The 14,426-nt window shown below is 66.8% G+C and carries 10 protein-coding genes; 8 read left to right on the top strand and 2 right to left on the bottom strand.

Annotated elements, in window-relative coordinates; translation table 11 throughout:
* Positions 1 to 459, bottom strand: coding sequence for an S-ribosylhomocysteine lyase (locus DMP07_RS04790; RefSeq protein ID WP_123197994.1), 459 nt, complete (start codon positions 457 to 459; stop codon positions 1 to 3).
* Positions 460 to 687: 228 nt separating this feature from the next.
* Here DMP07_RS04790 and DMP07_RS04785 point away from each other — a divergent pair, with 228 nt between their 5' ends.
* Entirely contained in the window at positions 688 to 1,605 is a 918-nt protein-coding gene (locus tag DMP07_RS04785) for a DMT family transporter (protein WP_123197993.1), read from the top strand.
* A gap of 118 nt (positions 1,606 to 1,723) precedes the next feature.
* Positions 1,724 to 3,094, top strand: coding sequence for a phosphoglucosamine mutase (gene glmM / locus DMP07_RS04780; protein WP_123197992.1), 1,371 nt, complete (start codon positions 1,724 to 1,726; stop codon positions 3,092 to 3,094).
* A 266-nt stretch (positions 3,095 to 3,360) separates the two neighbouring features.
* Here glmM and DMP07_RS04775 read toward each other — a convergent pair whose 3' ends face one another.
* Positions 3,361 to 4,179: a nitrilase-related carbon-nitrogen hydrolase gene (locus DMP07_RS04775; RefSeq protein ID WP_123197991.1), complete on the bottom strand. Its 819-nt coding sequence runs from the start codon at positions 4,177 to 4,179 to the stop codon at positions 3,361 to 3,363.
* 127 nt (positions 4,180 to 4,306) lie between these two features.
* Here DMP07_RS04775 and DMP07_RS04770 point away from each other — a divergent pair, with 127 nt between their 5' ends.
* The 6 genes from DMP07_RS04770 to DMP07_RS04745 all read left to right on the top strand — a co-directional run bounded on the left by DMP07_RS04770 (position 4,307) and on the right by DMP07_RS04745 (position 14,424).
* Positions 4,307 to 6,868: an excinuclease ABC subunit UvrA gene (locus DMP07_RS04770; RefSeq protein WP_123197990.1), complete on the top strand. Its 2,562-nt coding sequence runs from the start codon at positions 4,307 to 4,309 to the stop codon at positions 6,866 to 6,868.
* Positions 6,869 to 6,969: 101 nt separating this feature from the next.
* Positions 6,970 to 7,929: a DUF1177 domain-containing protein gene (locus DMP07_RS04765; protein ID WP_123197989.1), complete on the top strand. Its 960-nt coding sequence runs from the start codon at positions 6,970 to 6,972 to the stop codon at positions 7,927 to 7,929.
* Between the two features lie 180 nt (positions 7,930 to 8,109).
* Positions 8,110 to 9,183, top strand: coding sequence for an S-methyl thiohydantoin desulfurase family protein (locus DMP07_RS04760; protein WP_123197988.1), 1,074 nt, complete (start codon positions 8,110 to 8,112; stop codon positions 9,181 to 9,183).
* Positions 9,184 to 9,344: 161 nt separating this feature from the next.
* On the top strand, positions 9,345 to 10,910 hold the full coding sequence (locus DMP07_RS04755) for a hydantoinase/oxoprolinase N-terminal domain-containing protein (RefSeq protein ID WP_123197987.1): 1,566 nt from the start codon (positions 9,345 to 9,347) through the stop codon (positions 10,908 to 10,910).
* A 301-nt stretch (positions 10,911 to 11,211) separates the two neighbouring features.
* Positions 11,212 to 12,288, top strand: coding sequence for an S-methyl thiohydantoin desulfurase family protein (locus DMP07_RS04750; RefSeq protein ID WP_123197986.1), 1,077 nt, complete (start codon positions 11,212 to 11,214; stop codon positions 12,286 to 12,288).
* A gap of 483 nt (positions 12,289 to 12,771) precedes the next feature.
* Positions 12,772 to 14,424 (top strand): ABC transporter substrate-binding protein, encoded by a 1,653-nt coding sequence (locus tag DMP07_RS04745; protein ID WP_244594862.1) that lies wholly within the window; start codon positions 12,772 to 12,774, stop codon positions 14,422 to 14,424.
* Positions 14,425 to 14,426: the final 2 nt, after the last annotated feature.

Below are 14,426 nucleotides of genomic sequence, written 5' to 3'. Positions count from 1 at the left end.
TTAGTAGGCAAGTTTCTCAACGGTCCAGTCTTTGAGAATGGGAATCATCGTGCGTGCGATCTCTTTGGCGCCCTCCAGATCCTGCTCGCGGTAATTGCCGCATTCGACTTCGGTGGCGCCGGGAATCGCGCCTTCGAAATCGGCCACGAAAGCCAGCATATCGTTGACCAGCTTGATGGCCACGGCGGGCTCCATATCGCGCACGAGGAAATAGAAGCCGGTGCGGCAGCCCATGGGGCCGACGTAGATCACCTGGTCGGACAGCTCGGTGCTGCGCGCGTAGGTGGCGAAGAGGTGCTCGAAGGTGTGGATGGCGGCGTAGGGCAGGTAGGTGCCGCAGTTCGGCTTGACCATGCGGATGTCGTAGGTGGTGATGTCGCCGTCGACGCGCGAGGTGTACATGCCGGGGACCAGCTTGGTGTGGTCTACCTGAAAGCTGGCGATCTGCTTGAGTTCCATGGGTGCTCCTGTTCGGTATGGCGGACGGCGCGTTCGGTCGCCGCGCCGTCGTGTTCGTCGGTGCCGATAGCATAGCGCAAGCCCGCCCGGCCGCGCATCTTCGCGTGTCGGCGTTTTCCCGGCTTCATAGCGAAACCGGTTCGCGCGGGCATGCCGCCGCCTTCGCGATACAATGGGATGATTTGTTTTCCACGCTGTTCAGAGGCGTTTTTTCTAAGCGAGGTTCGTATGGCCGATAGGCGGAGGCGGGGCGTCGTGCTGGCTTTGGTCGGCGGCACGGGCTGGGGCTTTTCGGGAGCGTGTTCGCAATACCTGTTCGGCCAGGGCGTCGATCCGCTGTGGGCGTCGGCCGTGGCCATGGCGGTCGCGGGCGCCTTGTTGGTCGCATACATGCTGGTCGCACGTCGCGACGCGCTGCTTTCCCTTTGGCGCAGCCCCCGGTCGGTGGGGCGTTTGGTCTTGTTCTCCCTCGCGGGCCTGACGCTGTGCCGCGTCACGTACCTGCTGGCCATCCAGTATTCCAATGCGGGAACGGCCACGGTTTTGCAATACGTCGGGCCGGTGCTGATCGTGGCGGCGTCGTGCTTCGCGGCGCGCCGTCTTCCAAGCGGCCGCGAATCCGTCGCGGTGCTCTGCGTGGTCGCGGGCACGTTTCTTCTGGCGACGCACGGCGACCCCTCCACGATGGCGCTTTCGCCCGAAGGCATGTTCTGGGGCCTTGCGGCCGCGGTGTCGGTGGCGCTGTATTCGCTTCTGCCCGGCTCGCTTATGAAGCGGCATGGCAGCCTTGCCGTGGTGAGCAGCGGCCTTTTGCTGGGAGGTGTCGTGTTGTACTTGGTCACGGGATCGTGGGCCCGTGCCCCGCAGCTCGACGGCTCCGGCATGCTGGCCATGTTCGGCGGCCTGACGGGCATCGGCACGTTGCTGGGGTTCGCCGCGTATCTGACTGCGATCAACGATCTGGGCGCGGCGAAGGCGAGCCTGCTTGCTAGCGTTGAGACCGTGTCGGCCACGGCGTTCGCCGCGCTGTGGCTCCGCACGCCGTTCGCGCCCATGGATTTCGTCGGATTCGCGCTCATCATGGCCACGGTGTTTCTGCTGGCGCGCTTCGATGCGCCGAAGCCCGTGCGCGAGGCGGCCGCCTGATTCCTGCGCTCGCCGAGCGCTCGGCGTTTTTCACAGAAGGGTGTCGGACGCCCGGCTGTGAAAGGCCGCGCGCGGCGAGTGGTAAAATATGGAAGTTCAACCATTGAAAGGGGCGTTTATGGCTCGACTTTTCGGAACCGACGGCGTGCGCGGCGTCGCGAACGTCGATTTGACGTGCGAGATGGCATACCGTCTGGGCCAGGCGGCGGTGGCGTTCATGGGCGCGACCGTGGTCCTGGGCAAGGATACGCGCAAAAGCGGCGATATGCTGGAAGCGGCTGTGGTGGCAGGCATCACGAGCGCCGGCGGCGACGCGCTTCTTGCGGGCGTCATTCCTACGCCTGCGGTCGCGCTGCTTACGCGCGAGCTGCATGCCGACGGCGGTATCGTGATTTCCGCCTCGCATAATCCGCCCGAGTACAACGGCATCAAATTCTTCGACGGCCAGGGCTTCAAGCTGCCCGACGCGGTTGAAGACGATATCGAGAAATTCATCGTGGAAGGCGGCCTCGAGGGCGTCGTGGCCCGCGCGGTCGAGGCAGGCGAAGAGGCCTGCATGCCTGCGGGTTCCATGGTGGGCGTCGCGGTGGAAGTCGAAGACGCGTGCGAGATGTATGTCGACCATGTGGTGAGATCCATCCAGGCGCAGGGCATCGATTTCTCGGGCCTGCACGTGGCGCTCGATACGGGCCATGGCGCATCGTCTCTGACCAGCGCCGAAGCGCTGCGCCGCCTGGGCGCCGAGGTCACCGTGATCAACGACGATTTCGACGGCAACGACATCAACGTGGGTTGCGGTTCCACCAATCTGGGCCCGCTTCGCGAGCTGATGGCCGAAAGCGGCGCCGATGTGGGCATCGCGCATGACGGCGACGCCGACCGCGTGATGATGCTCGCGGCCGACGGCTCCGAGATAGACGGCGACGTCATGGAGGCCGTGCTGGCGGTCGATCTGAAAGAGCGCGGCTGCCTGCCCGGCAACGTGGCCGTGTCCACGGTCATGACCAATCTGGGCTTCGTGCGCGCGATGCGCGCCGCCGGCATCGAGGTGCTGCAGACCAAGGTGGGCGACCGTTACGTGCTCGAGGCCATGCGCGAGGGCGGCTACGCCCTGGGCGGCGAGCAGTCGGGCCACATGATCTTGCTCGAGCACAACTCCACGGGCGACGGCCTTATGACGGCCTGCCAGTTCTTGGCGGCGGTGCGCCGCAGCGGCAAGCCGGTGGAAGAGGCCATCACGGTGATGACGCGCTTCCCGCAGACGCTGATCAACGTGCGCGTGCAGGACAAGCATGCGCTCGACGGCAACGAGGCCATCTGGGGCGCGGTGCGCGCCGCCGAGGAGGCCATGGGCGATGCCGGCCGCGTACTGGTGCGCACGAGCGGCACCGAGCCGTTGGTCCGCGTGATGGTGGAGGCGGAAACGCAGGACGTGGCCGACGGCCATGCCCGCGCCATCGCCGACGTGGTGGAAGCCGAGCTGGCGTAAGCTCGACCGGCGATAATACAGAACGAAAGGGGCCTTCGGGCCCCTTTCTCGCGTTCGGGCCGGCGCGCGTCGGCGAAGCGCGGTTGCGTGCCGGCCCGCCTGATCGTGCTCGCCGCCGGCCGCGGTCGCCCAGCATGCGTTCTCCGCGCGGTTCGACGCATGCGGCCGGCTCTTTTGCTGCGACTTCCGTCCGAATATGAAGAAGGGCCCGCAGGCCCTTCTTCATGCGGCCGCATACGGCCGCGGCGCTTCTTGTTGCTCGCGTTCTACCAGCGCGCCACGCCTTCGTAGGTGTCGGCGCGACGGTCGCGCAGGTAGGGACTTTTCACGCGGTAGGTATCGATGTCGGCCGCGCGGAGGTCGACGTAGAGGATACCCTCCGCTTCGTCTTCAAGCTGGGCGATCTTCGTGCCGCGCGGGTTGCATACCATGGATTTGCCCGGCATGTACAGATCGCCGCCCTCGCGGCCGAAGCGGTTGCATGCCGCCAGGAACACCGTGTTTTCGAGCGCGCGTGCGGGCGCGTTGATTTCCCAGACGTCCATGTCTTCGGCGCACCAGGCGCTCGGGCATACGATCAAATCGGCGCCCTGCAGGGCCATGGAACGCGCCGCCTCGGGGAAGCCCATGTCGTAGCAGATGATGATGCCGATACGGCCGAAATCGGTGTCGAACACGGGGTAGGTCGCGCCGGTACGGAAATAGAAGCGCTCGAGCGCCCACAGATGCACCTTGTCGTAGCTTCCCGCCACGTTGCCTTCGCGGTCGATCAGCACGGCGCTGTTGAACGGCACGCCGCCCACATTGCGGATAAGCGCGATCGGCGCCACAACGTAGCAGCCCGCCTCGCGCGCCGCCTGCCGCATGGCGCGCACGGTGGGGCCGTCGATGGGCTCGGCCAGTTCGAGGATGCGCGGGCCGATGGTGTCCAGGTGGTAGCCCGTGCTGAACAGCTCGGGCAGAACCACCAGGTCGGCTCCGTTTTCTGCGGCCTGGGCGACCAGCGCGCAGGCGTCGGCGACGTTTTTCTCGACTTCGCCGAGTTCGCCTTCGAACTGCACGAGGGCGATCTTCATGTCCTTCATGAGGCACCTTCCTTTCGTTTCGGCTATTGTAGCGGCTTCTTGCGAGGCGCGCTCGCGCGTCCTTCGGCCCCGTTCGCCCGGCATGCTAGGATGCACTACGGCATTCGTCGGAAGGAAGGCGGCTTTCGTGGAGCAGGGCAGCGGGCGCTTCGGCGCCCCGGATCGCATCGAAGTGCGCGGCGCGCGCGTGCACAATCTGAAGAACATCGACGTGGACGTTCCGCTGGGCAAGCTGGTGGGCATCGCGGGCGTGTCGGGGTCGGGCAAAAGCTCGCTGGCTTTGGGCGTGCTCTACGCCGAAGGGTCGCGCCGTTATCTGGACGCGCTTTCCACCTATACGCGCCGCCGCGTGACGCAGGCGGCCCGCCCTCAGGTCGACGACGTGCGCCATGTGCCCGCCGCCATCGCGTTGCGCCAGCGCCCCGGCATTCCGGGCGTCCATTCGACGTTCGGCACGTCGACCGAGCTGCTCAACGCGCTGAGGCTCATGTTCTCCCGCCTGGCGAGCCATGCGTGTCCGAACGGGCATTATGTCGCGCCTTCGATGAACGTGGCGCTGGAGCGGCCGCTTCGGTGCCTGGAATGCGGCGTGGAATTCATGGGGCCTTCCGCCGAAGAACTGGCTTTCAACGGCGCGGGAGCCTGCCCGACGTGCTCGGGCACGGGAATCGTGCGGCAGGTGGACGAAAGCACGTTGGTGTCGGATGAGTCGCTGAGCATCCAGGAAGGGGCGGTGGCGTCGTGGCGCCAGCTTATGTGGTCGCTCATGCCGCAGGTGGCGCAGGAGATGGGCGTACGGATCGACGTGCCGTTTCGCGAGCTGTCCGCGGCCGAGCGCGACATGGTGTTCCACGGCCCGGCCGAAAAGCGCCACATCATCTACCAGTCGCCCAAAACGGGCCAGGTTGCCGAGCTCGATTTCACGTATTACAACGCGGTGTACACCGTGGAGAATTCGCTTGCCAAGGCGAAAGACGAGAAGGGCCTCGCGCGCGTGGCGAAGTTCTTGCGCGAGGGAACGTGCCCCGATTGCGGCGGGTCGCGTTTGTGCGCGCGGGCTCGGGCTCCGAAGATCGGCGGCGTGAGCTTGGCGCAGGCGAGCGCGCTGACGCTCGATGAGCTGGCGGCGTGGGTCGGCGGCGTCGAAGGGTTCGTGCCCGACGAGCTGCGCCCCATGGCGCGCGCCATCGTCGACGAAATGGCCGAGCCCATTCGCCGCCTGCAGCAGCTGGGGCTGGGATACCTTGCACTCGACCGCGCGAGCTCGTCGCTTTCCACGGGGGAGCGGCAGCGCGTGCAGCTGGCGCGTGCAGTGCGCGGGCGCACGACGGGCGTGCTCTACGTGCTCGACGAGCCTTCGATCGGCCTGCATCCGTCGAACGTTGACGGCCTGCTCGGCGTGATGGGCGACCTTCTGGCCGACGGCAATTCGGTGGTGCTGGTCGATCACGACGTGCGCGTGCTGCGCCATGCCGACCACGTGATCGAGATCGGGCCGGCATCGGGCGCGGCGGGCGGAACGGTGGTGGCGCAGGGCGCGCCTGCCGAGCTTGCGCGATGCGAACGCTCCCGCACGGGCGCCTTCCTTTCGGGAGAGCGTCGCATTCGCGCCCGCGAGCGCGCCGCGGCGCAGGACGTGTTCGCGCACGGGGCCGTGGCTATGGAGACGCGGGCCATCCATACGGTGAAGCCGCTGAGCGTGCGCGTGCCGCGCGGCCGTCTGACGGCGGTGACCGGCGCATCGGGCTCGGGCAAGACCACCATGGTGCTCGAAAGCCTGGTGCCCGCGCTCGAAGCGGCCGCCCAGGGCGCTGCTTTGCCCGCGCACGTGGCGCGCCTCGACCCGAACGGCATCGAGCGCGTCCACCTGATCGACGCGAGTCCCATCGGCGCCAACGTGCGCTCGACGGTGGCCACCTATTCGGGCGTGCTCGACGATTTGCGCCGCGCTTTCGCCAAGACCGACGACGCGCGCGATCGCGGCCTCAAGGCGGGAGATTTCTCGTACAACACGGGATCGCTGCGCTGCGCCACCTGCGACGGCACCGGCCAGATATCGCTCGACGCGCAGTTTCTGCCCGATGTGGACGTGCCGTGCCCGACCTGCGGCGGCGCCCGGTATGCGCGCGAGGCCTATCAGGTGAAGCGTGCGGTGCCGGCATCCGGTGAAGGCGCCGCCTTGTATCCTGCGGCCGTTTCGCTTCCTGAGCTGCTCGCCATGACGGTGGACGAGGCCCGCGCCTGCGTGGGCGGGCTGCGCACGGCCAAGGCCAAGCTCGACGTGTTGAGCGATCTGGGCCTGGGGTATCTGACTCTCGGCGAGGCGACGCCCGCGCTGTCGGGCGGCGAGGCACAGCGTCTGAAGCTGGCGGGCGAGATGACGCGCAGCCAGGAAAACGCGCTGTTCGTGTTCGACGAGCCCACCATCGGCCTGCATCCTTTGGACGTGGAGGTGCTCATCGGCGTGCTGCAGCGCCTGGTGGACAACGGCGCAACCGTGATCGCGATCGAGCACGACCTGGACATGATCGCCAACGCGGACCACGTGATCGACATGGGTCCCGGCGGCGGCGAGGCCGGCGGGCGCATCGTGGCGTGCGGCACGCCCGAGCAGGTGGCGGCGTGCGCGGAAAGCGTGACGGGCCGCTATCTGGAAAAGGAGCTCGGCGAAGGGCCCGTTCGCGGCTGACGGAGGGGTTGCGCTTTAGCGCGCCGCCGTGCTGCAGACGGGCCGGCTTGACGCTACAATGGGGCGGATATTGTTCGATCGCAAAACGAAAGGACCGCCCCATGTTGCTGCGATACCTGATGGACCTGTACGACGTTTTGGATTCCCCGCAGGCGAGCGGCGAGGCGGTGGCGAGCTATCTGCGCGGCATCGATCCCGAATGCGATGTCGAGACGTATGCGCTGGCCAGCCCTAAGGGTACGACCGACATGGTGCGCGTGCGCATTCCCGGCGCGCAGGGCAAGGCCGCGGGCGGCCAGGCGCCGACGATCGGCCTGCTGGGCCGTTTGGGCGGCTTGGGCGCCAGGCCCGAGCGCATCGGCTTCGTGTCCGACGGCGACGGCGCGCTCACGGCGCTCGCGTGCGCCGCGAAGCTCATCGACATGCGTCGCAAGGGCGACGTGCTGCCGGGCGACGTGTTCGTTTCCACGCACGTGTGCCCGCATGCGCCCACCTTCCCGCACGACCCCGTGCCGTTCATGGGCTCGCCCACGTCGACGGCCGCCATCAACAAAGAAGAAGTGACCGACGAGCTCGACGCCATTCTGGTGTGCGACACCACCAAGGGCAACCGCATCATCAACGCGCGCGGCTTCGCGATCAGCCCCACGGTCAAGCGCGGCGTCATCATGCGCGTGAGCGAAGATTTGCTCGACCTGGCGCAGACCGCCACGGGCCGCCTGCCGCACGTCTTCGCGCTTTCGATGGCCGATATCACGCCGTACGGCAACGGCCTGTATCATCTCAACAGCATTCTTCAGCCGTGCACCTGCACCGACGCCCCCGTGGTGGGCGTGGCCATCACCACCGAGACCGCCGTGGCGGGCTGCGCCACCGGCGCCACGCGTCTGGGCGATCTGGACGAGGCCGGCACGTTCATGATCGAGGCCGCCAAGGCGTTCGGCGCCGGCGCCTGCTCGTTCTGCGACGAAGCCGAATATCGCGCGTTCGTCGCGCGCTACGGCGACATGGCCGGCCTGCAGGGCTTCGGCGCGCTGCCGCCGGTGGACGAGCTGGCGTAGCGCGTCGCTTGGGCGCGCATGCCCGCTGCGTCGCGGCGCGCATGCGCTTCGCCGGCCGTCGCGGATGCGGCCGGTACGGGGCGCCCGCGCTGCGATGCCTGCGGTTCGCGCCCCCATTCGGAATCAAGGCGCCGCCCGCGAAAGGGCAGGCGCTTCTTTGCGAAAAAGAAGGAGGTTGCCGTGCGTATTATCGGCAAGCAGGAAGTCGAGGATATGGCCGTCGGCGCGGCCGTTCTTGCCTCGGGCGGCGGCGGAGACCCGTATATCGGCAAGCTCATGGCCCTGCAGGCCATCGAGGAGTACGGACCGTTCGAGATGGTGACGCTCGATGAGCTGGACGACGACGCCTGGGTGTGCGCGTCGCATATGCTGGGCGCGCCCACGGTGCTGGTGGAGAAGGTCCCCAACGGCCTTGAGGGCATCGGCGCCGTGGACGCCTTGGAGGCTCGCTTCGGCAAGAAGTTCGACGCCATCATGCCGCTCGAGGCGGGCGGATTGAATTCGCTTCTACCGTTCCAGGTGGCTGCGGCCAAGGGCGTGCCGATCGTGGACGCCGACGGCATGGGCCGTGCGTTTCCCGAATTGCGCCATGTGACCTGGACTTTGTTCGACGTGCCCGCATGCCCTGCGGCGGTGTGCGACGAAAAGGGCGACACCGTGGTTATCGAGGCGGTCGATAACGAATGGGCCGAGCGACTGGCACGCAACGTGGCCATCACTACGGGTGGCAGCGTGTTCATGGCCGACTACGCCATGACGGGCGCCCAGGCAAAAAAGACCAGCATTCCTGGAACGTCGACGTATTGCGAGGTGGTGGGACGCACCATTCGCGAAGCCCACGAGGCGGGCGGCGACCCCATTCCCGTTATCTTGGACCTGCTGAAGGGCAAGGAGCTTTTCCGCGGCAAGCTCGACGACGTGTCGCGCCGCACGGTGGGCGGGTTCGTGCGCGGCTATGCGCATTTCGAAGGCATCGAGGGCTATCACGGCCGCACTTGCGAAATCGAGTTCCAGAACGAGCATCTGATCGCGCGCTCCGACGGCGAAGTGCTCTGCAGCGCCCCCGATCTGATCGCCGTGCTCGATGCGGAAACGGCGCTGCCCATCACCACCGAGGCGCTGAAGTACGGCGCCCGCGGCGTGCTCGTGGGCATTCCCGTGCATGAGCATTGGCGCACCCCGCGCGGCCTCGAAATCGCAGGTCCGCGTTATTTCGGCTACGACATCGATTACGTGCCGGTGGAAGAGCGCTAAGGCGCAGGTACGTTCCAACCCGGGAAACGCAAGGGCGTTTCCGACGGGCCGGGCAGGCGCGACGGCCTTGCTCCGGCGGCGGCGCGGCTTCGAAGCCGCCTGCGCCGGAGCGCGGTTTGCAAACCCGGACTGCCGTCGGAGGCGTACGTCAGGAGGAATATATGAAGGATTGGCGCATTGGCATCGACGTCGGCGGCACCAACACCGACGCCGTCGTTCTCGATAACGAATTGAACCTGGTGGCGGCCGTGAAATGCCCCACCACCGAAGACGTGATGGGCGGCATCCGCGAGGCGATGGCCTCCGCGCTCGCCCAGGTGGAAGGCGCGCGCGAGCGCATCGGCTACGCGATGCTCGGCACCACGCACTGCACGAACGCGATCGTGGAGCGCAAGCGCCTCGACCGCGTGGCGGTGATCCGTCTGGGCGCGCCCGCCACCGCGGCGATCAAGCCCATGGTGGATTGGCCCGCCGACCTGCGCGAGGCCATCAGCGACCGCTGGTATCTGGTTCGCGGCGGCCACGAATTCGACGGCCGCGAGATCGCCCCGCTCGACGAGGCGGAGCTCGAGCGCATCGCCGCCGAAATCGACGGCGCCTGCGACAGCGTGGCCATCTCGAGTGTGTTCTCGCCGGTGGATGCGTCGCACGAGAAGCGCGCCGCCGAAATCGTGCGCGCCCGCCTGGGCGCCGATTTCCCGGTCTCCATTTCCAGCGAGATCGGCAGCGTGAGCCTGCTCGAGCGCGAGAACGCCACCATTCTCAACGCGGCACTGGTCACGGTTGCCAAAACCACGTCGGAAAGCTTCGTGTCCGCGTTGGCCGCCGAAGGCATCGAACATGCCGAGGTGTATCTGTGCCAAAACGACGGCACGCTGATGAGCGCGGCGTACGCCATGCGCTATCCGATCCTCACCATCGCCTGCGGCCCGACGAATTCCATCCGCGGCGCCTCGTTTTTGACGGGCCTCAAAGACGCCGTGGTGGTGGACGTGGGCGGCACGACGGCCGATCTGGGCGCCCTGACGCACGGCTTCCCGCGCGAGAGCCTTCTTGCGGTTGAAATCGGCGGCGTGCGCACGAACTTCCGCATGCCGGACATCATCTCGATCGGCCTGGGCGGTGGATCGATCGTGCGCAAGCATGAAGACGGTCGCGTTACCGTGGGCCCTGATTCGGTGGGCTATCAGGTGCTGACGCGCGCGCTGTGCTTCGGCGGCGACGTGCTGACGGCGACCGATATCGCCGTGGCGTCCGGCGCGGCCGAGGGCGTGGGCGACCCGTCGAAGGTGGCCGACCTCGACCCCGAGCTGGTGCAGGCGGCTTCCGCCGAAATGGCTCGCATGGTCGAGGAATGCGTCGACAAGATGAAGACGAGCGCGGGCGATATCGACGTCATCCTGGTGGGCGGCGGCTCCATCCTGATTCCCGGCGAGCTCAAGGGCGTGAGCAAGGTCCACAAGCCCGAGAACTTCGGCGTGGCCAACGCTATCGGCAGCGCGATTTCCCAGGTGTCGGGCCAGATCGAGCGCATCTTCTCGCTCGACGAGATGGGCCGCGCCGAGGCGCTGGACAAGGCGAAAGACCTCGCCAGACAAGAAGCCGTCAAGGCGGGAGCCGATCCCGAGACGATCGAGATCATCGACGTGGAAGACGTGCCGCTGGCGTATCTGCCGGGCAATGCCACGCGCGTGCGCGTGAAGGCGGTCGGCAGCTTGAAGCTGTAGGCCGCGGCAGCGGCGGGCGGTGTTGCGGCGGCCGCGCCGGCTTCGTTCGGGTGCGGGGCGCATCGCCGTCTGCCGCGGGTTTCGCGTGCGCGCTGAAGGGCGCATCGGCGGCGCCCGTGCGGCGTTCAGCGTAGCCGGGCGCTTTTCGTCCGGTGCGGCGGCTGTCCGGTCCGCCTTTGGCCGGCGTTATTCGGCCCGCGCGAATTCAGGGGCGGGGCGCGCCGTGCGTCCTGCGTTTTCGGCAATGGGCGCTTCGCGTTTTCGTGCGACGAAGCGGTGAGGAAAGATGGTTGGGTGCGGTATGAGGAAATTGGGAGTCCAAGCGGTCGAAGACATCGCGCGCGGCGCGGCGGTGCTCGCGTCGGGAGGCGGCGGCGACCCGTATCTGGGCATGGTGGTCGCGCGTCAGACGGTCGAGGAGTTCGGCGCCATCGAGCTGCTCGAGCTGGATGAAGTGCCTGATGACGCCCGTATCGCGGTGTCGATGGGCCTGGGCGCGCCGACGGTGCTGGTGGAGAAGGTGCCGCGCGGCACCGAGCCCGAGTTCGCGCTGGAGGCGCTCGAGGATGCGTGCGGCTATCGTTTCGACATGCTGCTTCCCTCCGAGGCGGGCGGCTGGAATTCGCTGCACCCCATGCTTCCCGCCGCGCGTCGCGGCCTTCCGCTGCTCGACGGCGACGGCATGGGCCGCGCGTTTCCCGAGCTGCAGATGGTCACGTGGTCGGTGTTCGGGCAGAGCGCAAGCCCTATCGGCGTGGCCGACGAGCGCGGCAACAAGATGCTGATCGAGACCGACGACAACAAGCGTGCCGAGGATCTGTGCCGCGGCGCCACGGTCATGATGGGCGGCAACATTTCGCTGGCATGCTACGGCATGACGGGCGCGCAGGCGAAGGCCAACAGCGTCGCGGGAACGTACACGCTGTGCGAAGAGGTGGGCGCCCTGCTGCGTTACGCGCGCACGAACAGGGTGGACGCTTACGACAAGATCATGGAGTGCCTGGGCGCGGTGGAGCTGTTCCGCGGCAAAGTGCAAGACGTGGAGCGCCGCACCACGGGCGGCTTCGCCCGCGGCGTCGCCGCGCTCGAAGGGTTCGACGCGTATCGCGGCAGCTCGTTCACGATGGAGTTCCAAAACGAGTTCCTCATGGCCAAGCGCGACGGCGCTCCGGTGTGCACGGCGCCCGACCTGATCGCCGCGTTCGATGTGGAAACGCTGACGCCGATCACGGGCGAGGCGCTCAAATACGGATGCCGCGTCATGATCGTGGGCATTCCGTGCGCCCCGCAATGGCGCACGCCCGAGGGTCTCGCCGTGGTGGGGCCGCAGGCGTTCGGCTACGGGGACGTGCCCTATATCCCGGTGGAGCAGCGCTAAGAGTCGGTGCCGTAGCATGGTCGACCGCGCATAGGGCGCGGTCGACCATCGTCGCCGCTCGACACCGTTGCGGCTTTGCATATTTTTTGCCGTAGGCGGTCTTTTGCGGGCCGGTTTTCGCTCCGTGCGGCGGCATGTCGCGCGGCTCGGCGTGGTCTGATTTCTGCCACCTGGGGTTTTGTTCTCTCGTCCACGACGCTGCGGCGTCGAAAAGACCGCCAACTGCAATTTCTGCGCATCTTTTCGACTTCTGACGGCATGCCTTGCATCGAATGGGTTCCGGCTGCCGGTTCCGGGGCGTTTCGCGCCACTGGTGTTACGAATCTTGAATAGGTAACATCAATGCTCTATGGTGTTACGAGTCCAAAAAAGGTAACACTACAGGATGCGACGAAGCGGCCTGCCGCGGCGCGGATGGGGCGATGGCCCCGACGCGCTTCGGCGCGGCGCTTCGCTTCTCGTCCGACCAGGGAGGGGACCACCATGCAGGAATCCATGTTCATGTCGCGTCGTCGTTTTTCGCAGATCTTGGCTGCGGGTGGCGCCACGGCGGCCTTCGCAGGCGTTCTGACCTCGTGCTCTTCGGGCGAATCGGCATCCGAGCCCGATGCCGCCGCCGAACAGCAGAGTGCGCCCGAGCAGGTGATCGTGTCCATGCCCACGAACGCCGAGCCCGAGGCGGGCTTCGACCCGTTCGTCGCATGGGGCTGCGGCGAGCACGTGCACGAGCCGCTCATCCAGTCGACGCTGGTCAAGACCGACACCGACATGGGCCTGCATAACGACCTGGCAACGTCCTACGAATGCAGCGAGGACGGCATGGTGTGGACGTTCAAGATCCGCACCGACGTCAAGTTCACCGACGGCGAGCCTTTGACCGCCGAAGACGTGGCCTTCACCATCAACGGCATCAAAGACGCCCCGGCGTCCGAGGTCGATCTGTCCATGGTGTCCGAGGCCGTGGCGCTCGACGACGAGACGGTCGAGATCCGCATGGTGCATCCCTTCAACATCCTTATGTACACGCTTGCCACGGTGGGCATCTGCCCCGCCCATGCGCACGGCGACGATTACGGCAGCAATCCCATCGGCTCCGGTCGCTACAAGTTGGCCCAGTGGGATCGCGGCCAGCAGGTCATTTTCGAGGCGAACCCCGACTACTACGGCGAAGCGCCCGTGATGAAGCGCGTCGTGGTGGTGTTCATGGACGAAGACGCCTCGCTCGCCGCCGCCCAGGCAGGCCAGGTGGACGTGGCCTACACCTCCGCCACCATGGCCGATGCTCTGCCCGCGGGCTATGAGCTGCTTTCGGTGAAGACGGTCGACTCGCGCGGCATTTCCCTTCCCGTGGTTCCCGCGGGCGCGAAGCGCCTGGCGGGCGATGTGGAATACGATGCGGGCAATAATGTGACCTGCGACCTCGCCCTGCGCCGCGCCATGAACTACGCGGTGGACCGCGAGCTTTTGGTGGACCGTTCGCTGAGCGGCCATGCGACGCCTGCGTTCAGTCCCTCCGACGGCATGCCGTGGGCGTGCAAGGACATGAAGATCGCGACCGACGTCGAAAAGGCCAAGGGCATCCTGGCCGACGGCGGCTGGGTCGCGGGCGACGACGGCGTGCTGGTCAAAGACGGCGTGCGCGCCGAGTTCAAGCTCTACTACATGACCAACGACATGATGCGCCAGGCCATGGCGGCCGATTTCGCCGAGCAGATGGCTCCGCTGGGCATCAAGGTGAACGTCGAAGGCAAGTCGTGGGACGACCTGGAGCCCATGTCGTACAGCGAGGCCCAGCTGTGGGGCTGGGGCTCCAACTCGCCCATCGAGGTCTACAACCTGAATTATTCCGAGGGCTCGTCCGATTTCGCCTGCCGCGACAACGAGACCACCAACGAGTATCTTGAGCAGGCCGTTTCCACGCCGACGATCGAGGCTTCCTACGAGCTGTATCAGAAGGCGCAGTTCGACGGCTCCGAGGGCGTTACGCCCGATACCGACGCGCCGTGGGTGTGGCTCGCCAATGCCGACCATCTGTACTTCACGCGCGACGGCCTCAAGGTGGCCGACCAGAAGCCGCATCCGCACGGCCACGGCTGGTCCATCGTGAACAACGTCGACGAATGGACGTGGGCGTAAGC

The sequence above is a fragment of the Slackia faecicanis genome (assembly GCF_003725295.1).
Lineage (GTDB): Bacteria > Actinomycetota > Coriobacteriia > Coriobacteriales > Eggerthellaceae > Slackia > Slackia faecicanis.
This window is presented reverse-complemented; position numbering and strand designations above follow the sequence as displayed.

Bases quoted from the DNA above. Each gene is read 5' to 3' on its own strand.
- DMP07_RS04785 (WP_123197993.1), top strand. From the start codon at position 688: ATGGCCGATAGGCGGAGGCGGGGCGTCGTGCTGGCTTTGGTCGGCGGC.
- DMP07_RS04750 (WP_123197986.1), top strand. From the start codon at position 11,212: ATGAGGAAATTGGGAGTCCAAGCGGTCGAAGACATCGCGCGCGGCGCG.
- DMP07_RS04765 (WP_123197989.1), top strand. From the start codon at position 6,970: ATGTTGCTGCGATACCTGATGGACCTGTACGACGTTTTGGATTCCCCG.
- glmM (WP_123197992.1), top strand. From the start codon at position 1,724: ATGGCTCGACTTTTCGGAACCGACGGCGTGCGCGGCGTCGCGAACGTC.
- DMP07_RS04790 (WP_123197994.1), bottom strand. From the start codon at position 459: ATGGAACTCAAGCAGATCGCCAGCTTTCAGGTAGACCACACCAAGCTG.
- DMP07_RS04745 (WP_244594862.1), top strand. From the start codon at position 12,772: ATGCAGGAATCCATGTTCATGTCGCGTCGTCGTTTTTCGCAGATCTTG.
- DMP07_RS04755 (WP_123197987.1), top strand. From the start codon at position 9,345: ATGAAGGATTGGCGCATTGGCATCGACGTCGGCGGCACCAACACCGAC.
- DMP07_RS04775 (WP_123197991.1), bottom strand. From the start codon at position 4,179: ATGAAGGACATGAAGATCGCCCTCGTGCAGTTCGAAGGCGAACTCGGC.